This is a genomic window from Maribellus maritimus, assembly GCF_022267315.1.
Taxonomy (GTDB): domain Bacteria; phylum Bacteroidota; class Bacteroidia; order Bacteroidales; family Prolixibacteraceae; genus Draconibacterium; species Draconibacterium maritimum.
This window is the reverse complement of sequence record NZ_JAIKLE010000007.1, coordinates 56,130-82,992: the sequence shown is the minus strand read 5'-3', so window position 1 is coordinate 82,992 and position 26,863 is coordinate 56,130. Positions and strand designations below refer to the sequence as shown.

The following is a 26,863-nucleotide window of genomic DNA, read 5'->3' as shown; positions in this document are numbered from 1 at the left end:
AGAGATATACAAAGGCTGCTCAATTTTTGGGCGGCCTTTTTTATATTGTTCCAAAACCACCACCGCCCGGTGTTTTAATTATAAATTTGTCACCGGCTTCCAGATTGATATTTTGAATGGAATCCAATTGAATTACTTCCCCGTTTTTACGAACTACTTTCTGGCTACCCGATTTTCCAGGCTCTCCTCCATTGATTCCAAACGGACCTGATTTTCTGCGCTGAGAAAGGACAGAAAGATTTACCGGTTCAAGGAAAGTGATTTCACGGGCGACTCCGTCTCCACCGCACCATTTTCCTGCTCCACCCGAGTTCTCTCGAATTGCAAACTGCTCCAAACGAACAGGATAGCGGTGTTCCAGAATTTCTGGATCGGTAATGCGGGTGTTGGTCATATGGTGATGAACAGCGCTGGCACCGTTAAAATCTTCGCCAGCACCACAGCCTCCGGAAATGGTTTCGTAGTATCCAAAGTTTTTATTGCCAAACAGCGTGTTGTTCATGGTTCCCTGGCTCGCGGCAACAATACCAAAAGCCTTGAGCAATGTATCAGTCAAGCGCATACTTATTTCCACGTTTCCGCCAACCACTGCCGGGCAATTTTTGGGGTCGTCATCAAAATCAGGATTGAGCAACCCTTCCGGTAAAATAAATGAAACCGGTTCCAACAATCCGTCATTTAGCGGAATTGGCTCGTTGAGCAACAATCGCAGCACATAAATGCTTACACTATTCACAATAGCGCGCGTTGCGTTCATATTTCCCGGATGCACAGGTGAGCTTCCTGTAAAATCAAAGCTACATTTTCCATCTTTTAGCGTGATATTTACTTTCAGCGGCGAGTCGTCATCCAGAAATTCAGTAGCTGAATAAATGCCGTTTTTGAAAGTTTTTAGAGTGGCTTGCATTTTTTTGAAAGCGTGGTTTCGCAGCAAATCCAGGTATTTCTGTACGGTTTCCTTGCCATGCGTTTGAATTAGCGAAAGTAAAGCATTTGAGCCATTCCTATTGGCGGCCAGTGCTGCATTTAAATCGGCGAGGTTTTCTTCAACGGAACGTGTCGGATAAGTACTTTCAAGTAATATCTTTCGCATTCCTTCCCAATTAACTTTGCCACTTTTAACCAGGTAAAATGGTGAAATAACCACTCCTTCTTCTTCCAGATTTTTTGCACTGGGTGGCATCGAACCAGGACTAATTCCTCCTATTTCACTGTGGTGGGCGCGGTTCACAACAAAACCAACGCGTTCCTCTCTATAAAACACAGGCGTTACTACGGTGACATCGGGGAGGTGGGAACCGCCATATTTTGGATGGTTGGTAACAATTGTGTCGCCTTCTTCAAAAGAAAAATGCCTGAGTAAAGTTTGTACACAAATACCCAGTCCGCCCAGGTGAACCGGGATATGTGGAGCGTTGGCAACCAATCGCCCTTTAGCATCAAGCAGGGCACACGAAAAATCCAGTCGTTCTTTTATGTTTACCGAGAGCGAAGTTCGCTGTAGCAGTGCGCCCATGTTTTCAGCAATCGCCATAAAACGGTTGGTAAACAGCTCCAACTCGGTTTCAACGGTTTGTATTTTTGCTGCCGTTGTTTTGGTTTTGAAGTTCTTTAAAATGGCTGTTCCGTTATTTTGTAATTGCAGGTTCCAGCCTTGTTTTACAAAGGTGGTTGAGAAATTATCTGCAAAAATTGCAGGACCGGAAAAAGTCGCGCCTGTTTTTAAAATATCGCGTGAAAATCCCGGAGTTTGGTTTGGTGAAAAAAATGATGGTTCAGGGCTGTAATGTTCCGCTGAGTTTTGTACTCTTTTTTCATTTTCTGTTTGAACAGAGGCAACTACACGCAGCGCTTCTACTTCTATTTCGCGATTGGAAACTGAATGTCCGTATATTTTTTTATACTGTTCCGTAAAATCGGCAACCAGTTTATCCGACTGCGAAAAAGGAATCTCCAGACTTGAATTCTGACCTTTAAAACGAAGAAATACCATTCGTTGTCTCACTTCAATTTCTTCTTTGTTGAAGCCTTCGTTTTTTAGCTGTTTGATTGCGTTAATTTCAATTTTACAAAAATATTTAGTGATGTTATTTTGAACCTCTTTTAGATTTTTCAGGATTTGTTTTTCAGCAAAGCGTTCTACGGCTGCATTTCCAATTCCGTAAGCACTCAGCAAACCTGCATCTTTAGGAAGGAGAACAGTTTTTATTCCGAGAATTTCAGCGATGTCGCAGGCATGCAAACCACCGGCACCACCAAAAGCTACCAAGGCAAAATCTTTGGGATTATAGCCTTTTGAAATGGAGATCTTTCGAATGGCTCCGGCCATAATTTCGTTGGCAATATCAATAAATCCATTCAGTATTTCTTCCGGTTTTCTTTCCACTCCGGTTTTTTCCTGAACCTGGATAATTAATTCATTTAGTTTTTTTTCTGCAGCTTTCCGAAAAACAGGAATACCAAACTGGCGTGTGTCCAAACGGTGTAAAAGTAGATTAACATCAGTAACTGTAAGCGGACCTCCAGCCCCGTAACATGCCGGTCCGGGATAAGCGCTGGCACTTTCGGGGCCAACAAACAGTTTGTATCCATTGAATCCACAGATAGAGCCTCCGCCCGCTGCAACCGTTTCAATGGCTATAGCCGGACTATTAATTTTTGCATCGCCTACTTCCTGTTCAAAACGATAATCAAACTCGCCGTCAATACGCGACACATCGGTGCTGGTGCCGCCCATATCGAAAGTAATGAGTTTCTGAAAACCGCTTTCATCTCCAATCTTTTTTGCGCCAACAACACCGCCTGCCGGGCCGCTCAATAAACTGTCTTTGGGGAAAAAATTCCCGGCAGAAACCAGCCCGCCGGCGCTGGTCATAATTTGAAACAACTGGTCGCCAATTTTTTCAGAAATACGATTTACATAATTGTGAATAATCGGAGAGAGGTAGGCATTTACAACCGTTGTTTCCGCTCGGTTCAGAATCTTTATCAGCGGTGAAAGTTCTGTGGAAGTAGAAACAAACTTGAAACCTTCCTCTTTCAAAGTTTTAGCCAGCAGCATTTCGTGCACCGGATTGATGTAAGAATTCATTAAAGTAATAGCAACCGCTTCGATCTCATTTTTGAAAGGCTGAAGTTGCTTTTTAATGCATTCAATATCAATCTCTTTTAAAACGTTGCCTTTTGCATCAATACGTTCATCTATTTCAATAATGTGCCTTGCAATTTGTTTTCGTTTTTGAACATTCAGTGCAAATATATCGGGGCGCGCCTGTGTTCCAATTTCCAGTAAATCTTTGAATCCATTGGTTACAACAAACAAAGTTTTTGCTCCTTTACTTTCCAGCAGTGCGTTGGTTCCTTTAGTCGACCCCAGTTTTAGTGAAAGGTCGGGAAACGTTTCGTTTAACCCGGTCTGTGTAATCAGGCGGGCGCCCAAAACCGGAGCCTCTTCGTTTGATGTAATTTCAAAGTTTTTTCCTTCAATTTCTTCTGTGTTTGAAATTGCCTGATTCAGCTGGAGAATTTTGTTTTTTAAATCGTAAGATTCAATTTTTATATTTTTGTATTCTGTTCCGAGTAAACGAAATGAAAAGCCGCTTAAAATATCCCGTTTCAGGTTCCACGATTCCGTAATTTTAAACTCAGAAGCGGAAATTCTTCTTTTAATGGTTCCCCGCAAACTGCTACTGCTTAAAACTTTTTGCCGGTACTCTTTTCCTTGATTGTCTATTCCAATACAATCGGTAAATGTTCCTCCTGTATCCACAAAAAGCTGAAAATATGTTGTGCTCATAAAATTTTATTAATCATTATTCCTGCGGCGGGCTTTTATCCATATATAAATGGAAATAACTGCAGAAGTCACTCCGATGAATATAAGATACTTGTTCCCTGAAATGCTTCCTGACGTAATTGCCGAATAAACCGCTTTCACCGCGCTGTTTAACCCAATAATCAAGGTTATGAAAATTACTAAAATCATCAAAATATTTAGCCAGAGCGAATTTGAATTTTCCTTCCCTGTTATTCCCGAATTATTGATGACGATAAACAAAAATATACTTATAAAAGGCAGCAGGAATCCGTTGAGTGCCTGCGCCAGAATGATAGCCGGAATTGGTTTTACATTTCCTGCAGCAAAGGCAACTCCTGCAAATAAAACAACGATCCATCCGATTTTAAAATTGAGTGATTTGGCTTCCCATTTTTCCGGATTTTTGCTTCCAAACAAACTTCTCAGTGTTATTGCAGCTGCTAGAGGTGCTGTGATTGTTGAGGTAAATCCGGCAGCAAAAAGACCAAAACCCAATAAATATTTTCCGCCGATTCCCATTCGCTTTTGCAGTGCCAGCGAGAGTTCCTCAAAAGAAAATTTTCCGGCAACCGAAGTACCCACAATTAAAACAGCCATCGAGAAAAGTCCACCCAATAAAACCGCAACGGCCAGTCCAAAACGCATTTCTTTGATGCTTTGTTTTTGCGTTGAAATTCCCGACCCCAGGAACAGATTGTAGGGAACAATGGTCGTTCCAATTAGTCCGAGCATCAGGACTCCTGCTTCCGGTTTCGACGGAATTCGGGGAACAAAGGCTCCTTTTACAATTTCGTTTAAAGATGGTTGAATCAGAAAAGCCGTTATAAGAAATCCAACTCCCATAATTACCACTAAAAATCCCATGATGGTGGAAATTATTTTGAGTGAGGGAATGCTCAGAATTATGGCTGCTACAGCTCCGATTGTCAGCACCAGAACGTAGGAGGGCAAATTAGAGATCAATTGAAAACCGGCAACGGCGCCAAGTAAATTTCCCATTTCGTAAGCGGCGGCTCCCAATACAATGGCTCCCAAAACCAGCGACAAAACCAGCCATTTTGATTTGCTGGCGTTGAACTGTTCCACAATCGCTTGCCCAAGGTTTCTCCCTGAAACCATTGTCAGCCGCGCGGCGGCTTCCTGTAACAACAAACAGGACAGCGTGGAAAAAAGCAAAGTCCAAAGTAATTCATTGCCAAATGCAGCGCCTGATTTGGCAGCCGTTGTGATGGTTCCCGGTCCAATAAAAGCCGCCGATACAACCGACCAAAAAAGGATGTTGAGAATACGTTTTTTTGTTGACATAATTTGATTTGAGCTTCCAAAATACAAATATCCAACGACAAATAAATTTTCAGAGAAGGAAAAGCATTAGATTCTCAGAAATTGTAAAAAGATTAACCTTAATTACTTTGAAACGTTTCCAATCCAATTTTTTATTATTTCCAAAACTTCCGGCGAAATAGTTTCTTCAATCTCGCCATATTCGGCAACGGCGCCGGTTTTACACTGTTGAAAAAGGTGGTTCAGCTGTTCCAGTTTTATGGTCTTGAAGTTTGTGTTTCCTCCTTCTTTAAGCGCTTCTTTTATGGCATTCAGGTTAATATTAGCCAGAACCTGCAAGTCTTTTGCTCCGTTTAGCGCGAGTACCGGGCACTTTACTTTTTTTAATGTTGGCGCCGGATCGTAAGAGAGGAAAAAGCGAAACCAGGCATTGTTTACTTCCGCAACCTGTGCATCAATTGCGACTTTTTGTTCTGCATTTAACATTGGGTACATTCCGTTGGAATAGGCACGCTGTAGCCGATCAATTTGTTTGGCGGAGTCTTTTTCTGTCTGAATAATATTAAAAATGGCTTGCTGTAATTTGCTATTTTTATCAATCGCATTTTGGTCCATCCCCATTGCGGCCAGCAACAAATCGTTTTGTTTATATAGAATTTGTTCGCCCGTAATTCCTGGTCCTGCCAGAAGAACAATAAACGCAACATCTCTCGTTTGGCTGGCAACAAGAGGCGCAATCAACCCACCTTCGCTGTGTCCGATGAGACCAATTTTCTCCGGATTAATTCTATCTTTTGACTTTAGAAAATCAATTCCGGCAATAACGTCGCCGGCAAAATCTTCACTGGTTGCCTCTGATAAATGGCCTTCAGAACCACCCACTCCACGGTCGTCAACACGTAAAACCGCAATTCCGTTACGACTGAGAAAGTCGGCAATGACCCAAAAGGGCTTGTGTTGAAAAATGGTTTCATCGCGGTCCTGAGCACCGGAGCCTGAAATTAAAATGACTGCCGGGCAATTGTTGGTATCCTCAGGAATCGTTAGCGTTCCGGCCAGTAGAAAACCGGATTTCGGATTGGAATACTCCACTTCTTCCGACAAATAGGGAAACGGGCCTTGCGGTGTTTGTGGTCTTTTTAGTTTGGTAATGGTTTTTGTTTTCTTTAATGTAAGCGGAAATTTTGCTCCCCGCTGTTCCCATGTTCCTTCAAGGGTAGAGTCGTTTTTTAATTGACCTTCATAAACTCCCTGAATCATTTTTACAGTGAGTATTATTTTTTCTTTTTCCAGCGAAACTTTACTAACAGGCAAGTCTTCTGCCCCCTGCAATGGCACATCCATTTTGCAGGAAAGGCTGTCGTCTTCTGCGCTTATTCTGAAAATAACTCCCAGCTTTGCGGTTGGAAGTTCAATATTTCCGCTCCAGTTTCCAAGGACTCTTTGTTGGTTTGTTTCCTGCGCGAAGCTTATTGTTTGGAGGAAAAAAAACAGAACAAAGGCGGATAGAAATCGTTGCTGTCTCATCGTATCGGTTTTTACGTAAAGCTAATCAATTTTGCATGGAAAAGCCTCACAGAAATGCCTCTGTCCCGTTTTTCTTTCGTAATTTGGACAGCATTGAAAAACATATGCAAGAACTCAAAAAACAACTCGAAATTCTGTTGGTATATTATTTCCGGGAACAGTTGCCAACTTTCCCCAAAGGGAATCTGGATGCGGCGGAATCGCCGGATTTTATACTCTCGCTGAAAAAGAATCGTCAGAAAATTGGGATTGAACTGACCCGTTTAAATCCCGGAAATGCAAGTATACCTGATAAAAGACAAACAGAAGTGAACAAGGAGCGGGAACATTTTATCGAATTGGCTCAGCATATTTTCGAACGTGAAAATCCGCATCGTTTGTTTGTGAAATTTTTGTTTTCGGATGAAGTTTTGATAACAAGTGAACGCCAAATGATGGCGTCGCTGCAAACAGCAAAACTCATTCGGCAGGCCTTAAAAAATAAAAAGCCAGGCAGTTTTTTTCAGATTTCTTTATACGACGGCGAATTGCCTCAAGGCATTCAAAATATTTTAATTATTGGGCACCCGGCGCTGACGGTGTCCATTTGGGAACGCTCCAATAATCTGGGTATTTCCAACGATGTGGTAGACGATATCAAAAAAGCCATTCATAAAAAAGACGAAAAACTAAAATTGTATCAAAAACAAAGGCTCAATTATTACTGGCTGCTGATTACCACCGACCGCCTGCGAGGCGTGAAGAATTTTAACCTCCCCAATAAAATCATGAACCATCATTTTCAATCGCTTTTCCAGCACGTGTTTTTGTTTGATTTGATAAAGGCGGAGGTGTTTGAGTTGGTGTGAAAGGCGATGGGCTTCTGGCTGACGGTCATTCATTTTTGGTCACTGGCCATTAGTAACTTAATAACTTTTTAGCGGTCTTCGTTGAGATACAGCATTTTTTCGTTTAACTCTTAACGTTCTGCCGTCCTATCCCTGCTCTTCACCCACCACCAAAAACATCAAGACGTTTTTAATATCAAGCGGTTTTTAAAAAGGAGTGAGATAATTTTTAGGCCTGATCTTTTACCAGTTCCAGAAATGTATCTTTGTAAAATTCGTTTATTTGAATTAATTTTTCATGATTTCCAACTGCGGAAACAGTTTTATCTTCAATGACATAAATTCTGTCGGTATGCCGGGCAAGTTGAGGACGATGGGTGACAAATATAATTGTCATATCAGTTTTTATGCGTTGAAGCAGTTCGATAACAAAATGTTCCGTCCGTCGCCCCATGGCAGCCGTTGCTTCGTCTAATAACAGAAGCTGGGGATAGCTGTACAATGCCCGGGCAAGCGCTATTAATTGTCATTGTCCTCCCGACAGGTTGGTACTGTTTTCATTAACAATAGTTGCATATTCTTGTTGAAATTCCATAATAAAGGAATGAAAACCATATTCCTGACAGAATTGAACTACTTTTTCTGCATCCGGATTTTCTTCCAAACAAATGTTCTCCAGAATGGTCCCGTTAAATAATTGCACGTGTTGGGAAACAGAAGCAACCTTTTCTCTCCATTGATACAGGGAAGTGTTATCCCAATTTTCGTTATTAATTTTTATTTTCCCGGATTCAAATGAATGAAACCGTTGAAGAATGGAAAGCAAGGTACTTTTCCCACAACCAATTTCACCAAAAAGTGTAATAATTTCTCCTTTTTTTACATTGAAATTGATATTTTTCAGGAGAAGGCTTTTCCCCGGAAATCGGAAGTTTAGATTTTCGACACGTAACTCGTTTAATGAAGTTGAGGAATTGTCGGAGCTGAACTTTTCATTTTTATTTTGGGATTCAGTTTCGGGCTTTGCCGATGCAAATTCATACATTCTGTCAAATGCAATTTTTGCTTCCTGAAACTGAATATTTGCCATGGCAATATTTACCACTGATGTCCCCAGGCTGCCGATCAGGGTGATGATGGCCATCATCTGTCCCAACATGATTTGGTCGTTTAAAACGAGATACGCAGACCATGAAATTATTCCGGTAAGCAGCATTGCGCTGGCGGCTGAAATCCAAAGGTTGATTTTTGCTCCCAGTAAACCCAATTCAAACACTTTTTGCATAAAAAATTCGTAAACTGTATTTACCACTTTGGCAAACAGGTTTTCGCGGTGAAAAGTTTTTATGGTTTTTACCCCGGTAATGGCATCGATGTATTTGCTTTCGGTGGCGGCATACGATTGCATTACATTCCGTTGTGCGACAATTACCCTACGGTTGTAACGCCAGGCCAGCAACCCGAAAATTGCGATAGAAAATAAGCTGATAAAACCGGTTGAAACGGAATAGAAAAAGATATAACCGGCGGAAATCAATACCACCAGCACATCGATAACTATTTGACTGCTCAACTGGACAACCACCCGTTGAATACGTTGGGCATCGTTCATGCGGGCTACCATATCGCCGGTTGAGGTACTGTCGAAAAAAGGTTTAGGCAGGTAAAGCAGTTTGCCAAAAAAGTTTGAAATCAATCGGGTATTCATTTCCTTGCTTTGACGCACGAGGAAGATGCCACGGACATAACTGATAAATGATCTTGCCAACAAAATAATACCAAAAATAATTACTCCAAATACAAGGGTGCGGATATTTTTTTCAGGTAAAATCTGGTCGATTAGCTTTTGCGAAAAAATTGCCGTAGCTAAACTCAGCGCCGAAATTACGATCCCAAGAAAAGCAGCGATTCCCAATACCGGGTAATCATCTTTAATCAGTTGTAAAAACCATTTCCGTTTGCTTTGAGACTCATTTTTTTTGGTTACGAAATTTTTACCGGGCACGAGTTTTAACAAAGCTTTGCTTTTCCATACGGCTGCCAGTTCTTCTTCGGCGTATTGTGTTATCCCCCAGCCGGGATCGCCGATGATAAATTTACCATTTTTAAAACCATAACAAACCACAAAGTGCTCCAGCTTTTCATCTTTTAAAATATGCAGTATTACCGGCTCTTTTAATTCTTTCAGGTTTTTAGTTTCCGCTTCATATCCGGCCACATCAAAACCCAGATTTTACGCCGCCTGGTACAAGCCCAAAAGGCTTGTACCGTTTAGGGTGGTGCCGCTTTGCTCCTGCAGTTTTTCCTGTGTGGTTTCACCCCCGTAATACTTTACAATGGATGCCAGGCATGCCAGGCCACAATAAAACTGGCTGTGCTGTTTTACAAAGGTTTGTTTTATGTGGTGAATGTTGAGATCAGAAGGCATAAAGTTGAATTTTAAAAAACAACCAAGGGCTCATACACCTTGAGGGTCTGTTCGAAAATAATATAATTCAATATCCTTTTTCCTGCAAGAACGTATTGATTTTGCCACCTAACTGCATCCCCCAGGTTTGAGCCATTTGCATGGTTTCTTTTGAAATTTTACCTGTAGCGTCAGTCATTTGTTGTCCTAATGGGGACTCGTAAAAAGCAATTAGTTCTTTAATGTCGTCGTGGGTAAAGTGTTTTTTATACACCGGAATAAGTTGTTTGGTCAATTCCTCAATTTCCGTATCGAAAACTTCGGTGCGCACCTGTTTCCAAACTTCGTCGGGCGCTTCGGTTTTCATCATTTTGAACTGGGCAACCATTTGGTCGAATGCCATATCGTAAGCTGCCGAACTTCCGTTAATGGCTAAAAGTTTTTCAATGTCGTTTTCAAAATCGTCAGTTTGGGCCATAGTCAGCAAGCTTGCCAGCAAAAAGCCAAGAACATAAAAAAAACGCGTCATAATAAATGAGTTTAAAGATTAATAATTAAGATTTAAAGTATGTTTTGTTTTAGTGCTTTGTAAATGTGTTGTTTGTAGCATTAATAATTGCTTCGGATTTGGTTTCTCCAAGGAAATGCGTGATGAGTTTTCTGTTGGTTGCATAAATATAAACCGAGGGTATTATGGCTTTTCCAAAAACTTTTTGAAACCGGTTTTTTGTATCAAGTAAAACCTCACAGTTATCCAGTTCCCATAAATGGTAATCCGAGCAAAAGTTCTCCACCCGTTGCAACGAATCGTCGGGTGTAACCATTACCAACTGGCAATGATTAAAGGCGTCTGCATTTTGCCCGATTTCCTGCGCTTCATACCGGCAGTGTTCACATTCCGGGTGGAAATATACGATTATCAAGGGTAAAGTTTGATCAAAGTCGTGAAGGTTGACCGGACTCCCCGATATAGAATTGAATGAAATATCAGGTAAAACTTGAACGTTTTTTTCGGCTTCTTTTTTTTCGTTATAGCCTTCTATAACCTGATAGGTTAAGAATCCGCCTATAACAGATATAATTGCAATTATAATGCCTTTGTAATACTTTCTCATAGGCTAATTCAGGTTTAAGGTTATAAACATTACCAACACCACCCAAAGTAATAAACCGCTGCCATAGGAAGTCGTTACCAGTTGCAGCGATTTACCAAATTTTACAGGCCGTTCTCCGTTGGTTTCGTTAATTACACCCACTAAAAGCCAGGCCAGTATGAGGAAATAACCAAGTTCAAAAATGTTTATTAAACTTAGCGGGTAAAGAAACAGCGGGTCAACCGTGTTTTTATTCAGCAACTCCATTATTGAGAAGGGTTGAAATTGTAAGTCGTCTAAAGTGTTGACCTGTTTAAAAAAAATAAGGATGATGAGTTTGACGAGTCCGGCTAGTATGTAGATAAAATCAGACAACAAAGCAACTTTTATAATCTTGCAGAATTCTATTTTCAGTTCTGTGAAGAATATTCCAATATAAAGGAAAATACTAGTATAAAACGCTCTCAAAAGAACAAAAAAGGTAAAATAATATAGCTGACCCCTTGCAATCTTTTATGGATATTTAACATGTCATCAATTCGTTCAAATGCAAGCCTTTCTCCAAACAACTGATAATATAAATCAGTCGTTAAGAAAATGGAATTAATAGCGTATGTAATCAAAATAGATAATACTGACAATATAATATACGTTTTCCACCCATTAGATTGTATAAGATATTCATTCATTTGTAATAATAAATGTTAAGAATAACGTGAAACTCAAAAAGCAAAATTGATTTAGATACTTTTCATATGGTCACAACAACCCTATTTCTATTTAATTAAGTCATTTTCTATCCAATTCATGACCATACTTTTGAAATTTTCGGCTTTAACGTGATAATAATTAGTCCAGTATATTACGTAGCCCCAGTTGAAAATTGCAACTAATGTTATAATATTAAGCATCGTATTGAAATCAAAACCTGTGTAATAAAGTATAATGAATAGAAGAGCACAGGTGATTACTACAAAAATGAATTGTAGAATCATTACTTTTTTTAAACTTACCTCCAACATCCCTGAAAGTAAATTCCAACCCCGTAACTTATCTGTGATTTTTATTTTTTCGTTATCTAAAAATAAAATTATGATTTCTTGGTTCAAGCCAAGATTTATCACTACACTTTTTCCACTTTCCTTATAATTAATCTTATACCGATTAAGTTTTGTAATTACTTTTTCTTTCATGATTTTTTCCATCGTTATTTATGTACATAAAATAAAACATTTATTAGTTTAGCACTGAACTACAATTTTGGAAACAATATTTACGATTTGAGACAAACAATAATTTAGGTATTACAGCAATGAGATACATGCTGTAATACCTATTTATTCAATCAAAACATCCGTAGACAACTGCTCCTGCCCAAGCACCGGTAGCAATGCCGATTCCCATGCCTCCTGTGAGTCCTACAGATAATAAGCCTGTAAGCCAAACACCTCCCAGAAATCTACATGAATTATTGTGTCCTCCTCCTTTTATTGATTCCATTTGGAATAAGTTTATTTTTTTCATTTTATTAAATTATTATGTTATTCTGCAATAAATATCAAACACGTCACCCCATATAGAAATTGCTGAAGGCATTGTAGTTCTGGTCAGTAACCAAATTGGTATCGAATAGAAACAAGATAGTCTCCCTGTAGTTTTTTCCATCTTTTCAAAACTCAATTCTTTTATAATTTTAGAATTTAAGTGTTAATACTTCAGCAAACCCCGACTTTTTACAATTGCCAGTTTGTAAAAGTGTGTCCCGGATGGTAGTTTTTTTACTAAAACCTGTTAATTTCGCAATGGGCTTTACAAAGCCTGAATTGCCTCCCCGGGCCGGGAACAAAGTAACTGTGGAACTGCCCCGGGGAGGCTTACCCCAACGAATTTGTTTTTTCCTGTGAGAGTTAAGGTTTTCACTTTTTGTTTTTTTGCGTCCTGTTTTCGGGGTACGAAGACAGAGGGTTTTTTATTGATATTATAAATATAAAATAGAAAAATTAGAAAGTCAAAAATCGCCAAAGATTTTATTTGTTGATTATATATTTCAATTTGAATAATGTTTTGATTTATAGTAGATTATTAATTTTCTTAAAAATCGAATGTTTAGAAATATGCGATTTTAGGGGTTACCTTTTTCTCTGTGATGCAATATGCTTATAGTCAAATAAATAAATATTGCCTTTATGCTGTTACACAATTAAATATATATTATATTACAGCCAAAGCTTGCCAAATACGTAGTAATACCAATTCTGTTTCAAAATGAGTTTTAATCGAAATTTTGAGATTAAAATAGTTAATGCCGATATACCAATGAAAAGGCTTGAGGAGTATAGTGAACTTAAGGCTCATTTTATTAGATAATAGGTATTACCCTGATTTTTGGTGATTTAGACCTTTTTCGGGCTTTTTCTTAAAAATGACAAACCCTATCGATTTTATTGTCAATAGATTTTGTTACTTATGAACATCCCTTGGAAGCTAAGGTTAAAGATGAAATAAATAAGGGGAGGAGAAAGAACAGAGACACCAACCTGAAGATGATGTCTCTGCAATAATTACTAGTTTACAAGCGCGGCAATTCCGGCTCCAATAAGGCTGGAGTTAGGAACTTCCACGATTTCGTAATATCTTTTGTTTTCGCCTGAAAGAAATCCCTGCAAAAATGCTTCAAACAGAATCCTGAAGTTATTCATTTTATAAAAGGTTGTTCCTTCTATGGTCATTAAAACTGGTTTTTCCGGAGTTTTGGCTTTTCCGGTTTTCAGAATAACAGCGGCTAGGCTGGCAGCAGTAAGTTTGGCTGAACGCTGAATCATGGCATTGATGATTTCAGCAGCGGCTGCAGCATCTTCTTCAGTTACAAAAACGTCTGTCAACGGATTTGTTTTGAGTTCAATTCCGCAGACATATTTATTTACCTCTTCCGATGTAAACTCGCCTACATTTTTCAGTTTTACTTTTGTTTCGGCGCTAAATACATCTTCGTTGGCTGCTGTTTTAAGCGCTGTTGTACACAGTCCTCCAAAATAACCACCCGAGATCATTTTTTCAAAAGAATATCTTCCCGGGTTTTTGGTTGTATTGTCAAAGGCGATGTCAATATCGGTACGAAGCATTTTATCAAAATTACCGGATTCAATATTGATAATCTGACTTTCATTTTGATTTAGGTTTGGTGTTTTGGTAATGTTTGCATTTTTTTCGATGTAACAAACATTTGTTCCGGTACCCAGAATAAATCCAAGATAAGTATCAAATTCCTGCCCCGCAGTTGCAGCCTGCCCCGCCAACAGTGTCGATACAGTGTCGTTCATCAGGACGATTTGTTTGTTGGGTGTTCCCATAGCCTGAAGCAGGTTTTCGCCAACCATTTGTCCGATAACCTCGGGGGCTTTTACCTCTTTACTCCATTCCAGTAGCTTTCCATCTTTATTTGGATAAATTTCTACAGCATAGGAAAAGCAAAAACCTATTTTATCTGATACTTCTTTATATTGTGTGAGGTATGCGGCCAATGTAGCAAAAAATTCTTTGTTTGATAATTCTTCATCAACGGCAGGCATTTTTCTTTGCTGAAGGTTTTCAGTCACCAAATTCATTTTATCGTCGAATGACATTTTTACCGCCCTGAAATTTGTTCCTCCCGCATCGATGGCAACTACCGGTTCATTGGGTTTGATACTTCCTTCGGCCCCGATATAGGTGGGAATCATCATCAGGGAACTTTTTTCGCCTTCGAGGCCACCTTTCATATCTGCAATAAAATTGTCGGTTATTGACTTCATATCTAAAAATGAAGCCGACAGTTTGTGTGCTTTTAAGAATTGCTCTATTTTGCTCATAGTTTGTAATTTATTTGATTATAAAATATTTTCGATTTTGAAAACCCATGCATATTCGCTTGGATTATTTAAGGGTGTAATATCGGGTAAAGAGATAATAAGTTTATTTCCTGATTTTTTTGTTTTTATATTTCCTTCGACTCCCAGCATTATTACATTCCCTGTTTTGTTGATTCCTTCTATTGTAAGGGTTTTTTCTGGGAATTTTGTACAAATAACATACAAATCATTTTCTTTTTGTGTAAAGTAAATATTTTCTCCGGTATTTTTTTCGGCGCCATCCCATTTTTGTGTTCCGTAAATGGCTTCTCCGTTTATGTCGAGCCATTTTCCGATATCCAGTAGTCTCTGTTGCTGAATTACCGGTATTCTTCCGTCAGCTGTTGGCCCGATATCAAGTAAAAGGTTTCCTCCTCCTGCTACTTTTTCAACCAGTAGATCAATCAATGCATCTGAAGTCATGTAATTATCCAGATCTTCCACCTGGTTATAACCAAAAGAAGTTCCTATTCCACGGCACTCTTCCCAGGGACGAGTGGTTTCGCCCACTCCTTCCTGGTCATGAACCAAATCGTACTCCGTTGTATAAAATCCGCCGTGAACTCCCCGGGTTTCTTTTCCCCAGCGATCGTTTACACAAACGGTTTCTTTAACCGGAGACTCGTTATATAACCAGGCAAGAAAATCGGTGCTTTTCCATTTTTCGCTTGGGTAGTCCCACTCTCCGTCGGTCCAAAATACATCGGGTTCGTAACGGTTAACCAAATCTTTCATTTGTGGAAACATGTGGTCGTCTACATATTTTTCAAAATTACTTTTGTAAAGCGGGTTGTACCATTCGTAAAGCGAGTAATAAAAACCCATGTGAAGACCGGCATTTTTAACTGCTTTTGTTAACTCTCCGCACAAATCGCGGTGCGGGCCAACATCAACACTGTTCCAGTTCCAGCTTTGTTCGCTGGGCCACAGAGTGAAACCTTCGTGATGCTTTGAAGTCAGAACGATATATTTTGCCCCCGATTTTTTAAAAACATCTGCCCATTGTTCCGGATTAAAATGTTTCGCATTAAAATTGGCGGCAAAATCCTGGTATTTAAAATCTTCACCGAAAGTTTTATTGTGGTAGTCGCGGAAGAGTTTACCCGCTTTGCTATCTTCATTACTACGCCACCAGTACCATTCAGCATATTTGGCGTAAACACCTATGTCCGCATCAGCTGGAGCCCAGGCAGGCACTGAATAAACTCCCCAGTGAATAAAAATGCCAAACTTTACATCTTCAAACCACTGCGGAACAGGTCGGCTATCAATTGATTGCCAGTTGTTTTCGTATTTTTGGGCTGATGATATTAAACTAATTGTAATGGTAATTGCAATTAAAACTATTTTTCTCATTTTATTGGTTTAGGTATATAAACTATACTGTTATTTCTGTTTCAGAAAATGTTCCTACAATATTATAAAATTTTTGATTGTTTGAGGAAAAAAAGGTGTCTGTAATCTTCAATTTGGCCGTCATATACATCTTTTAAGAAACACCTAAACATCTTTTGTTGCTTATTGTTAGTAAATATAAGAGAGCCCTTCTGGTTTAACCCCTTCTAGAGGAAGTTTTTAAGTGTAAAAGCTGTCTAATTTAAAATATAATAATTATGAGAAATTTTACTCCAATCAAATTTGTTTTATTATTTGTAGGTATTACTTTTTTTTTACAATCACAATCTCAGATTTCACTAACTGCTGCTGATTTTGAAAGTATGTTGGAAACAGGAACAGAAATGACGACCTATTTGGATACAAGTTCGACACAAATCAATATTGGTTCTGAGGGACAAAACACATGGGACTTTACGGGACTGACTGTGTCTATTGAGTACGAAAGTGAAAATCAACAAAAGGCTAATTCTCCTTATGATTCCGAATTTCCGGATGCTGAATATGTTTCCTTCCACGAAGGTAATTTTGATACTGTGTTTGTGAGTACCTGGTCTTATATCTCAATTACAGGCGATTTGATTTCCTATGGCGCGGCTTCTGTGGCAAATATCTCCAGCGGAGATGTTGAGACGGTAATTAAGTATGAGCCTGCGTGGGTAGAATACCAGTTTCCTGTTACCTATCAGGATGAAAAAACATATTCGGGAACACAATCTTTAAAAACTTCTTTTGCTATTCCCGGTGGTGGTGATGTAACGAACACAATAGAGCAGGATGTTAGTGTTGCACAAAAGGTAGATGGTTATGGTGTGATGACGCTCCCGGGCGGAAAACAAGTTAATGCACTCCGGATAGTAGAAGTTACAACTTTTTCAAGTAATGGAATTGAAACAAGTTCAACTGTGATTAAATTTATATCAAAAACCGGTGAGATTGTTTTTGTTACCCCTGTAAATAATAACGAAACCAGTGGAACAATTGCTATTTCCAGTGCAAGCTGGACCGAAGGAACAGGAGGTGGAAACGTTGTTGAAACGCCTGATGCTCCTTCCGATTTGTCAGCAACGGCAGGGACTGAAGATGTTGATTTGATGTGGACCGATAATTCGGACAACGAAACCGGTTTTTATATTGAGCGTTCTGATGATGGAGGTGATTTTATGCTAATCGACAGCACCGGGGCTAATGTTGCTACTTACACTGATACTTCTGTTGTGGTGAATGTTGAATATACCTACCGAATAAGTGCCTATACTTCTGAAACCACGTCGGATTACAGCGCAATAATGAGTGTTACCATAACCGCGACCAATGCGTTTGTTGTTGATAACTCCGAAAACGTTTTTTCTCTCGGACAAAATTATCCCAATCCGGTTTCGTTAAATACGATAATTCCATTCCAACTGCCTCAAAACAGTCAGGTAAGTATTTCTTTACTAAGTGTTGAAGGAAAGTTGCTAAAAGTATTGTTGAACAAAGAAATGGCAAAAGGAGAGCATAAATTTAATTTTAATGCAGAAGGATTAGAAAATGGAATTTATTTTTACCGGTTAAGGTCCGATTATTTTGTTGAATCGAAAAGTATGCTAATTAAAAAGTAATTCTTTATATGGTTTTCGTCTAAGAGAGGGCTGTCTCAAAAAAGTTTCCAAAGGCCGTCTTTCCGAACTTATTTCAGAATCCAAATAATCAGATATCTAATGCCATGAGGATTTTGGATCAAGTTAGTTCTGGATGGCATCAAAACAGACTTTTGAGACAGTCTCTTTTTTTGCTGTAACAAAACTATTTTGCGTTAAACTCGCGGATTGCATCCAGCATGGCGACAATATTTTCTGCCGGGACATTTGCCTGGGTGTTGTGTACCGTATTAAAAATAAAACCTCCGTTTTTGTTTAAAATTTCGCAATTTTGAAGTACGTGTTTACGCACTTCTTCTGGTTTTCCAAAGGGTAGTATTTTTTGTGTGTCAAGGCCGCCTCCCCAAAAAATAATATTGTTACCATATTTTTCCTTCAGTTTTTTAGGATCCATTCCGGCTGCATTTATCTGAACCGGGTTAATGATATCAAAACCTGCCCGGATAAAACTATTCATAAAGGTTTCAACAGCACCACATGAATGTTTAAATGTTTTCCAGTCAGTATTTTCATGAATCCAGTCGTTCATTTTTTTGTAATAGGGGAGCCACATTTCATCAAATTGTTGCGGTGAACAGAAGGTAGAAGTTTGGGTTCCAAAATCGGTTCCGCAAATAAAAACTGCATTTACTTTGTTGCCCACAACCGCAAAAATACGGCGGAGGTTTTCAATTGCGATTTCAACCTGTTTTTCAAAAATATTTTTTATATAATCGGGCCGTGTAATGGTGCTCATATACCATTCTGCAACGTCACGAATTCCTTTTGGGTTTTTAAGTTGAATTCCGGGTATCAGGGCAATATCACCAAGAGCAGTTCCCCCAAAGTTGGCAATTACTGCTTTGCCTGAGAAATAAGCTTTGTCCACTTCAACGCGCCAGTGTTCCAGTTCGTCATCTGTTATTAATCCAAATTCTTCCAGATTATTTTCTACATTTAACTCCTCTTCAACAATTGGTTGTTGGCGGATAATAGCATCAAAAAAGAATCCCGATTTTGGCATCTTTGCTGAGGCAGGAACAGAGATATCGCCTTCCGGATGCATGAGTGTATTTTCATTTTCATCGGTTGTTACATTAAAATTCACCGGAACCATAACGCGCTGTCCCCACGGCGTTTTCCATTCTTTGTAAGGTGCATGGTTATAAAAGCCAAACATGCTGTTTTTACCCCAGGCTCCAACTACATCAATGCCGATGGAATCGATAAGTTCCCAACCAACTTCACCGAGCATTTGAAACGGTTCAATTACCCGGATAGGTTTTCGCTGAAGACCAAAATGCCTTCGTAAACGAGAAATGGTTTGCACATGAATACCGGTTACCCCTGACGATCCCAGATCAATTACGATTCTGTCGGGTTGCTGATGATTTACAGCTTTTAAAAATTGTTGCCTTGAATCCATATCATGTTTAGTTTTATTTAAATTAGTTTACACTTCCAAAGCCAATTTATATCAAATTTCGTTTCGTTGGATGACAAATTTAAAATAGAATTATTCCAAATAATTTTTCCGGGATAAGATTAAAATTATCTGTTAGAATATTTTGTTTTAATTGGTTGAAATTCTATGGTAAAGAGGTAATTAGTCAGGTATTTCTGTCAATAAGGCATGATGAGGAATGAAGAGAAATCCTTGTATTACAAAAAAATCTCTTCATTCTGTAATATGGAAATAATCTTTTAAAGACTTTTTAAATAGTCAACTACCTTGGTGTGGCCATTATTTTGAGCGAACATCAGCGCATCTTCTCCGTCAACATCCTTTAGGTTTGGGTTTGCACCATACTCTAAAAGAATTTTAATGTTTTCAAGTTGTCCTTCGGCTGCTGAAAACATAAAAGCCGTGAAATGTTCCACTTTGTCCTGAATATTAGGTTCTGCATCTTTCTCGAGGAGAATCTTTACCGTTTCAGGGAAAGGCCCTGAAGCAGCAAACATCAATGCTGAACGCCCGTTTATATCTGTTAAGTTAACATCTGCATTGTATTTTAAAAGCTCTTCAACAATCTGCTTGTAGCCATTGAAAGATGCGTACATGAGCGCTGTGCGGCCATCTCCGTCCTTTTCATTAACATCAGCACCTTTTTCAAGAAATTCTTTTACTTTTTCCAGGTCACCGTTGCTTGCAGAAGGCAATATTGTAAGTGTTGATTCAGTTTGCTTTTGCGTTATTTGTTGTTGTTTTTCTGAAGGCGAGGGTTGGCTGTTTTTTTCTTTTTTCTCTCCGGAACAAGCAAATAGAAAGACAGTTATCAGAATCAAAAAAGTATTTATTGATAAAATATTTGCAGAATTTTTGTTTTTAGTCATTTTCAGATTAGAGTTGATGTTTTAATATTTTAGCCAAAACTAATCAAATTAATTTTCTTTCTAGCCTATGAAGGGCTTTGGTTCAAATTTGTTTTTTGAAGCTATCGTTTCCAGTATTCAATTCCTGGATTCGCTTTTACTTTCTCCTTATATTCTTCTATAAAATGCTGGTTTGAAGTATCACTGTCATTATATTTTTCTCTCAATTTTTCCAACTGATCGTGAAGTTCTTTCTTTATGTTATTGTAAGCGGCGTCATCATAAACATTTTTCATTTCCATCGGGTCCTTTTCCAAATCGTACAGTTCCCAGTCATCAATATCATAATAGAAGTGAATAAGTTTATACTTGTCGGTGGTAATTCCGTAATGACGCATTACATTGTGTTCTGACGGATGTTCGTAATAATGATAATAGTGTGCTTTTCTCCAATCAGCAGGTGTTTTTCCCTTTAAAATGGGCAGTATGCTTCGTCCCTGCATTTCCTGAGGGGCATCAGCTCCGGCAATATCTATAAAGGTCTCTCCAAAATCGAGGTTGGACACAAGGTCGTTGTTTATGGTTCCGGGGTCTACAACGCCTGGCCAGCGAATTAATAATGGCGTTCTGAGTGATTCTTTGTACATCCAGCGTTTGTCAAACCATCCGTGTTCACCCAGGTAAAAACCCTGGTCGGAACTGTAAACTACTATTGTATTTTTATCCAGACCGGTTTCCTTTAAATAGTCCAGTAGTTTACCGACACTTTTATCAACGGCTGATATACATGCCAGATAATCTCTCATGTAGCGCTGGTATTTAAAGCGCACCAAATCTTTACCTGTTGGATTTGTTTTTTTGAATTCTTCATAAATAGGCCCGTACATTGCATTCCAATGTTTTAGCTGTTCTTCGTTTAAGCCCCGGCGTGGCTGGTTTGTCATTTTCAGGTCCCGCTTAAGGGTCATGGTATGAGCAATGGTCATATTGTTTTGGGCTGCAGCCTCCCGGTCTCCTGAATAGTCGTCAAAAAGCGTTGCCGGTTCGGGGAAAGTTACATCCTCGTACATCCCCAGTTCGTTGGGGCCGGGGTCCCATGCCCGGTGCGGGGCTTTGTGCCACATCATCACCATAAAAGGCTCTGTTGAATCTTTTACACCGCTGAGCCATCGGATGGTTTTGTCTGTAATAATCTCAGTGGTATAACCTTCCATATTGTACTGGCCATCCTGGTTGATAAATGTGGGATTGTAATAACTTCCCTGTCCGGGAAGAATATCAAAATAATCGAAACCTGTAGGTGTGCCTCCCAAATGGAGTTTACCAATTACTGCAGTTTTGTAACCTGCTTTTTGAAGAACCTTGGCATAGGATTGTTGGCTAAAATCAAACCTGGATCCCATCGTGTTATCAATAAAACCGTTCTCATGGCTATACTTTCCGGAGAGGATTGTGGCACGCGAAGGTCCGCAAATGGAGTTGGTAACCAGGCAGTGGTTAAAACGCATACCTGCTTCGGCCAAACGATCGATGTTAGGTGTTGGTGCAATTTCAGCCAAATCTCCACCATAAGCGCTTATGGCCTGGTAGGCATGATCATCGGCCATGATAAAAATAATGTTGGGTCTTTGTTTCTGCTTCTCGTCAGAGTCTGAGTCACAGCCTGACTGTACAGTAACAGAAAACAGTATCAACAGAAATCTCAAGGTTAATTTTGTTGGTTTCATTTTATTGAGTTAGTGTTTTTGTCGATTTCTCTTTGGCCTTATCAAATCTTTTTCTCATTGTTTCCAGGTCGTTTTTTGCAGAGGCATTATTTACCAGATTTTTATGTTCTTCCGGGTCTGACATGTGATTGTACAATTCTTCATTATCTGCTCCAACTTCAGCTCCCCAACGCGTGTATCTGTAGTCGCCAAAAACTAAAGTTCCTGATTCGCCTCGGTCGGTTACCGTAAATGCTTCAGTTTTTTTATCCGCTTGCTCGCCATTTTTTATGACGTCAGCAAGGCTTTGCCCCTGCAAAATATCAGGGGCTTCTTTTGTGTATCCGCAGAGATCAACCAATGTTGGATAAAGATCAATAAGTTCAACAATGGATTGAAACTCCCCCCTGTAATTATCCTCTGTTTCCGGAACTGAAATAATCAATGGCACCCTGACGGTCCCTTCCCATAAACTGGTTTTGGACCAGCAATCGTGTTCGCCTAAGTTGTAACCATGATCGGAAAGGAAAATAACGATGGTGTTTTTGCGTAAATCCAGTTGGTCAAGCGTGTTCAAAAGCCGCCCTACCTGTTGATCCATAAACCGAACACTGGCCATGTATGAACTTATGGTTTTCTTTTTCTGAACTTCATTCATACCCCAGATTTTTTCGTTTTGTCTCCGAAGTGCCTGTTCCGGTACATCATCGCTAACCACAACCGGTGGCAGAACCGACTCTTCGTCGGGATAATGGGCAAAACAACTCTCAGTTGAAATAAGCGGAACGTGAGGTCTTACAAATCCAACGGAAAGGAAAAAAGGAGCATCCGGTTTTATCTTTTTTTTGTTTGTTGCGCCTTCTGCCGGCTTTTTCGCACGACTTTCGAGGATGGCAATAGCCTGGTTGGCGGCGATATAGTCGGTTTGGTAAAAACGTAGTGAATCGGGTAAAATCATTCGTGCAAAGTTGCCTCCGTAATGGAGGCTTTTGGGTGAAAGCAACTCCAGTTTACCTGGGCTCAGGGTTTCCGGTCCCATCACGTTAAAAGCGTAATCCCATGAGGTGGGATCGTCGCCTCCCGGTTCTCCGCGTTCAATTCCACCGGGTACTCCCATATGAAATATTTTTGATACGCGTGCCGTGAAATACCCCTGTTCCCGGAAAAATCCGGCCATTGAAGGATGGTCTTTTAAAGCCGGGTTTATTTTTTTGTAGCTACCAGGTTTGTCGTCATTTACCAAAACGCCGTTGCTTGCCGGGTATAAACCACTCATAATCGATGCTCTTGACGGTCCGCAAAGAGGGTATTGGCAATAGGCTCTGGTAAACATAACGCCTTCACTTGCCAGTCGGTCAAGGTTTGGGGTATGTTTGTTAACATCCATATATGGACCTATTCGTGTGTTCAGATCATCGGAGAATATAAGCAAAATATTGGGTTGGGCATTTGAAAAATTTGGCAGTATAAACCAACACAAAAGAAACAAGTACCTGCTCTGGGAATTTATTTTTGATATGGAAGTACTAAGTAAATTCATTTTATTTTATCATTGTGCCTGAACATCGAGGTAAGCTTTCAGATATTTTTGATCGTTAGCATCACTGTCTCCGTAATTTTCTCTGGCAGTGTTGAGTTTTTCATGCATCATTTCCCGAACGTCGGCATACGCCGGATCGTCGTATACATTTTTCATTTCCATCGGATCTTCTTCCAAATCGTATAATTCCCATTCATCAATATCATAATAAAAGTGGATGAGTTTATACCTGTCGGTAGCCACGCCGTAGTGTCTTTTTACCATGTGAATAGACGGGTATTCATAATAGGTGTAATAAGCAAAATCGCGGAATTGTTCTGTTTTGCCACCTACCAGGCCGCGGAAAGACTCTCCCTGCATTTCAGTGGGAGTTTCCAATCCTGCATAATCAAGAAATGTGGGAGCAAAGTCGAGGTTTTGAACCAACTTGTCAATTTTTGTTCCCGGCTTAATTTCTTTGGGATATCGTATGAGCAACGGTGTTCTGAAAGACTCTTTGTACATAAAACGTTTATCAAACCAGCCGTGCTCTCCGAGGTAAAATCCCTGGTCGGAAGTGTAAACAACAATGGTATTGTCAGCCAGTCCTGCTTCATCCAGATAATCGAGCAATTCTCCAACTCCTTCGTCAACCGATGCAATACAAGCTAAATAATCCTGCATATAACGCTCGTATCTCCAGTGCATTAGTTCTTTATTGTCTGATTTTATTGATGGATAGATTCTTTTGAATTCTTCATTTATAGGTTGATAAACAGCGTCCCAGGCAGCTTTTTGGGTTTCATCCATTCTGCCTGTGTTGTTATTAAAAGCATTTACTCCCCAGTTTGAGGTTTCTTCTATCCCAAGCTCGTCCATTACCTCAGGATAAAGTTTTGAATCGCCTGCCCAATTCTGATGTTTCAAAATATTCATTTCAGCTTCTTTTGCTGCTGTTCCTCTTCCTTCAAAATCATCAAAAAGAGTGGCTGGTTCTTCAAACTCCATTTTGGTGTATTGTTTATAGTATTTTTCGGCGGGCATCCATTCACGATGAGGGGCCTTTTGATGGTACAGCAGACAAAATGGTTTATTCGGATCACGTTTGTTTTTTAACCAGTTGAGGGCTGTTTCTGTAATAATCTCTGTAACGTACCCTTTTTTTTGCACTTTTTCGCCTTCAATGAGGAAATCAGGATTGTAGTAATTTCCTTGTCCCGGAAGTACCATCGAAAAATCAAACCCCTGCGGAATTCCATCCAGATGGATTTTCCCAATCATCGCTGTCTGGTAACCATTGGCCTGAAGTATTTTGGGGAAATTGGGTTGATCCCAGTTAAAGGCTTGTACGTTATCTACTTTACCATTTTTAAAACTGTGTTTTCCGGTGAGTAAAACAGCCCGGCTTGGTGCACAAAGCGAATTGGTGACACATGCCCGGGTAAAAATAGCCCCCCCCTCGGCGATCCGATCTATATTCGGCGTTTGATTAATACCAAAACCATATGCACTAATTGCCTGGTAGCCGTGATCGTCGCTCATTATATAGATGATATTGGGTTTTTGCTCCTCTTTTTGAAGAGTAGAAGTACAAGCAAAAATTCCTGTTATAACTGCGATAATGAAAAGTGATTTTAATAGATTTCGCTTCATTTTATGATTTTTCATTTTTGTTGTGGATGATTTGACCGTTTTTTAGATTATATTTTTTTCTCCCGGGTGATTTTTTAATTAAAAGTTTTAAGAATACACTTAAGCTTTGTGCAATATACAGTGTGAAAACTCACTCCACTTACCGTTACTGACGTGCCTCTCTTGCTTGTCTTCTTTGTTCCATTACATCGAGATATTCCTTGAGATATTTTTGATCCATCTCCTCACTGTCGCCATAATATTTACGCAATTCTGTTAGTTTTTCGTGCATCATTTTTTGAACGTCTGCATAGGCCGGGTCGTCATAAATGTTATGCATTTCGGTCGGGTCCTTTTCCAGATCATACATTTCCCATTCGTCAATATCATAGTAAAAATGCATCAGTTTATAACGTTCAGTTGCAACACCATAATGACGTTTTACCATGTGAACCGACGGATATTCGTAGTAGGTGTAATAAACAGCATCGCGCCACTCATCTGTTTCTCCGCTTACCAGTTTGCGGAAAGATTCTCCCTGCATTTCTTCCGGGATGCCAACACCTGCATAATCAAGAAAGGTAGGAGCAAAGTCGAGGTTCTGAACCAATTTGGTAACTTTTGTGTTGGGTTTAATCTCTTTCGGGTACCTTACTAGAAGTGGTGTTTTGAACGATTCTTCATACATAAACCGTTTATCAAACCAACCATGTTCACCAAGATAAAATCCCTGGTCGGAAGTGTAGACCACGATTGTATTTTCAGCTAATCCTGATTCATCAAGATAATCAAGCAATTCGCCCACACCGTCGTCAACCGATTGGATGCAGCGCAGGTAATCTTTGATATAACGGTTAAATTTCCAAAGCGCAACTTCTTTTTCTGAAAGCTTTTGTGCTTTCATCGCTTCATTTTTTGGAGTATATGCCGCCAGCCAGTCATCCATCTGTTCCTGGTTGAAACGTTTTAGTTGATTCATAAATCCTGTACTGTCGCCATTGGGGTCAACAATCATTTTGAAATCTTGACCCCATTGCGCATGACCGTCAACTTTCATCTCCTGCTCTTTTGCTGCAGTTCCCCTGTTTTTATAATCATCGAAGTAGTTGGATGGAGGGTCAAATGTTTTATCGTCGTACAGGGCAAGATATTCCTGAGCCGGTTTCCAGTTACGGTGCGGAGCTTTCTGGTGGTATAAGGCGCAGAACGGTTTATCTGGATCTCTTTTGTATTGCAGCCAGTTCAGCAAACTGTCGGTAATGATGTCGGTACAATATCCTTCAATCCGTTCCCATTTCCCGCTCCCGTTAACCATAAACTCGGGATTGTAATAATTGCCTTGCCCCCGTAACACCATTGAATAATCAAATCCCTGTGGGCTGCCATCCAAATGAATTTTACCAATCATAGCGGTTTGGTACCCGGCTGCCTGCAGTAATTTTGGGAAATTTGGCTGATCCCAGTTAAAAGGCTGAACATTGTCTACTTTACCATTTACAAAGCTGTGTTTTCCGGTTAACATGACCGCCCTGCTGGGAGCACAAATGGAGTTGGTAACACAAGCCCTGGTGAAAATTGCTCCTTCGTTTGCGAGTCTGTCGATATTTGGTGTTTCGTTTAATCCATAACCATATGCGCTGATTGCCTGGTAGGCATGGTCGTCACTCATGATGTAGATAATATTTGGCGGCTGCCTGGTTTCTTCCTGTTGGGGAGAACAGGAAATAATTAACACGCTGCAAATAGCCAGTAAAAAGACAATTCGGATTTGATAATTTCGGTGCATAGTTTCTATCTTAAAAGTTGATTATCGTAAAATTAATACAATATTTA

At 39.7% G+C, this 26,863-nt stretch carries 20 protein-coding genes and 1 pseudogene; 2 read left to right on the top strand and 19 right to left on the bottom strand.

All coding sequences use genetic code 11. The annotated features are described in order from the left end of the window. Positions 1-40 precede the first annotated feature (40 nt). The 3 genes from K5G00_RS08240 to K5G00_RS08230 all read right to left on the bottom strand — a co-directional run bounded on the left by K5G00_RS08240 (position 41) and on the right by K5G00_RS08230 (position 6,628). Complete coding sequence (locus tag K5G00_RS08240) at positions 41-3,796, bottom strand: hydantoinase B/oxoprolinase family protein (RefSeq protein ID WP_238765662.1); 3,756 nt, start codon at positions 3,794-3,796, stop codon at positions 41-43. 9 nt (positions 3,797-3,805) lie between these two features. Beyond that, on the bottom strand, positions 3,806-5,122 hold the full coding sequence (locus K5G00_RS08235) for an Nramp family divalent metal transporter (protein WP_238765661.1): 1,317 nt from the start codon (positions 5,120-5,122) through the stop codon (positions 3,806-3,808). A 102-nt stretch (positions 5,123-5,224) separates the two neighbouring features. After that, positions 5,225-6,628: an alpha/beta hydrolase family protein gene (locus K5G00_RS08230; protein ID WP_238765660.1), complete on the bottom strand. Its 1,404-nt coding sequence runs from the start codon at positions 6,626-6,628 to the stop codon at positions 5,225-5,227. 35 nt (positions 6,629-6,663) lie between these two features. Here K5G00_RS08230 and K5G00_RS08225 point away from each other — a divergent pair, with 35 nt between their 5' ends. After that, entirely contained in the window at positions 6,664-7,476 is an 813-nt protein-coding gene (locus K5G00_RS08225; protein WP_238765659.1) for a hypothetical protein, read from the top strand. 208 nt (positions 7,477-7,684) lie between these two features. On the opposite strand, the gene K5G00_RS08220 is transcribed toward K5G00_RS08225, so the two are convergent. From K5G00_RS08220 to K5G00_RS08175, 10 genes and pseudogenes are all read right to left on the bottom strand, one after another. Continuing rightward, positions 7,685-7,909, bottom strand: a complete 225-nt coding sequence (locus K5G00_RS08220; RefSeq protein WP_238765658.1) for a hypothetical protein — start codon at positions 7,907-7,909, stop codon at positions 7,685-7,687. A 72-nt stretch (positions 7,910-7,981) separates the two neighbouring features. Beyond that, positions 7,982-8,500, bottom strand: a complete 519-nt coding sequence (locus K5G00_RS08215; RefSeq protein WP_238765797.1) for an ATP-binding cassette domain-containing protein — start codon at positions 8,498-8,500, stop codon at positions 7,982-7,984. 75 nt (positions 8,501-8,575) lie between these two features. Then, positions 8,576-9,883, bottom strand: a pseudogene (locus tag K5G00_RS08210) (cysteine peptidase family C39 domain-containing protein); the annotation flags it as partial. A gap of 67 nt (positions 9,884-9,950) precedes the next feature. Next, a complete protein-coding gene (locus K5G00_RS08205; RefSeq protein ID WP_238765657.1) occupies positions 9,951-10,391 on the bottom strand; it encodes a DUF2059 domain-containing protein in 441 nt (146 codons plus the stop codon). 49 nt (positions 10,392-10,440) lie between these two features. Further along, positions 10,441-10,977, bottom strand: a complete 537-nt coding sequence (locus K5G00_RS08200) for a TlpA family protein disulfide reductase (protein WP_238765656.1) — start codon at positions 10,975-10,977, stop codon at positions 10,441-10,443. Between the two features lie 3 nt (positions 10,978-10,980). Beyond that, positions 10,981-11,223, bottom strand: coding sequence for a hypothetical protein (locus K5G00_RS08195; protein ID WP_238765655.1), 243 nt, complete (start codon positions 11,221-11,223; stop codon positions 10,981-10,983). A gap of 509 nt (positions 11,224-11,732) precedes the next feature. Beyond that, positions 11,733-12,149 carry a hypothetical protein gene (locus K5G00_RS08190; protein WP_158864745.1) on the bottom strand — a complete coding sequence of 139 codons (417 nt, stop codon included), beginning with the start codon at positions 12,147-12,149 and terminating at the stop codon, positions 11,733-11,735. Positions 12,150-12,297: 148 nt separating this feature from the next. Continuing rightward, positions 12,298-12,456, bottom strand: a complete 159-nt coding sequence (locus K5G00_RS08185) for a hypothetical protein (protein WP_158864743.1) — start codon at positions 12,454-12,456, stop codon at positions 12,298-12,300. A gap of 1,064 nt (positions 12,457-13,520) precedes the next feature. Then, complete coding sequence (locus K5G00_RS08180; RefSeq protein WP_238765654.1) at positions 13,521-14,804, bottom strand: hexokinase family protein; 1,284 nt, start codon at positions 14,802-14,804, stop codon at positions 13,521-13,523. Between the two features lie 18 nt (positions 14,805-14,822). Further along, the gene (locus K5G00_RS08175; RefSeq protein WP_238765653.1) at positions 14,823-16,199 is read right to left on the bottom strand and encodes an alpha-L-fucosidase; all 1,377 of its coding nucleotides are present in this window, start codon (positions 16,197-16,199) and stop codon (positions 14,823-14,825) included. A gap of 257 nt (positions 16,200-16,456) precedes the next feature. Between K5G00_RS08175 and K5G00_RS08170 the strand changes: the two genes are divergently transcribed. Next, positions 16,457-17,842 carry a T9SS type A sorting domain-containing protein gene (locus K5G00_RS08170; RefSeq protein WP_238765652.1) on the top strand — a complete coding sequence of 462 codons (1,386 nt, stop codon included), beginning with the start codon at positions 16,457-16,459 and terminating at the stop codon, positions 17,840-17,842. A 184-nt stretch (positions 17,843-18,026) separates the two neighbouring features. Here K5G00_RS08170 and K5G00_RS08165 read toward each other — a convergent pair whose 3' ends face one another. The 6 genes from K5G00_RS08165 to K5G00_RS08140 all read right to left on the bottom strand — a co-directional run bounded on the left by K5G00_RS08165 (position 18,027) and on the right by K5G00_RS08140 (position 26,816). Further along, positions 18,027-19,286: a uroporphyrinogen decarboxylase family protein gene (locus K5G00_RS08165; protein ID WP_238765651.1), complete on the bottom strand. Its 1,260-nt coding sequence runs from the start codon at positions 19,284-19,286 to the stop codon at positions 18,027-18,029. A 278-nt stretch (positions 19,287-19,564) separates the two neighbouring features. Continuing rightward, entirely contained in the window at positions 19,565-20,194 is a 630-nt protein-coding gene (locus K5G00_RS08160) for an ankyrin repeat domain-containing protein (RefSeq protein ID WP_238765650.1), read from the bottom strand. A gap of 101 nt (positions 20,195-20,295) precedes the next feature. Next, the gene (locus tag K5G00_RS08155) at positions 20,296-21,900 is read right to left on the bottom strand and encodes a sulfatase family protein (protein WP_238765649.1); all 1,605 of its coding nucleotides are present in this window, start codon (positions 21,898-21,900) and stop codon (positions 20,296-20,298) included. Between the two features lies 1 nt (position 21,901). Beyond that, on the bottom strand, positions 21,902-23,419 hold the full coding sequence (locus K5G00_RS08150) for a sulfatase (protein ID WP_238765648.1): 1,518 nt from the start codon (positions 23,417-23,419) through the stop codon (positions 21,902-21,904). A gap of 9 nt (positions 23,420-23,428) precedes the next feature. Next, positions 23,429-25,051, bottom strand: coding sequence for a sulfatase family protein (locus tag K5G00_RS08145; RefSeq protein ID WP_238765647.1), 1,623 nt, complete (start codon positions 25,049-25,051; stop codon positions 23,429-23,431). Positions 25,052-25,196: 145 nt separating this feature from the next. Beyond that, a complete protein-coding gene (locus K5G00_RS08140) occupies positions 25,197-26,816 on the bottom strand; it encodes a sulfatase family protein (protein ID WP_238765646.1) in 1,620 nt (539 codons plus the stop codon). Positions 26,817-26,863 lie beyond the last annotated feature (47 nt).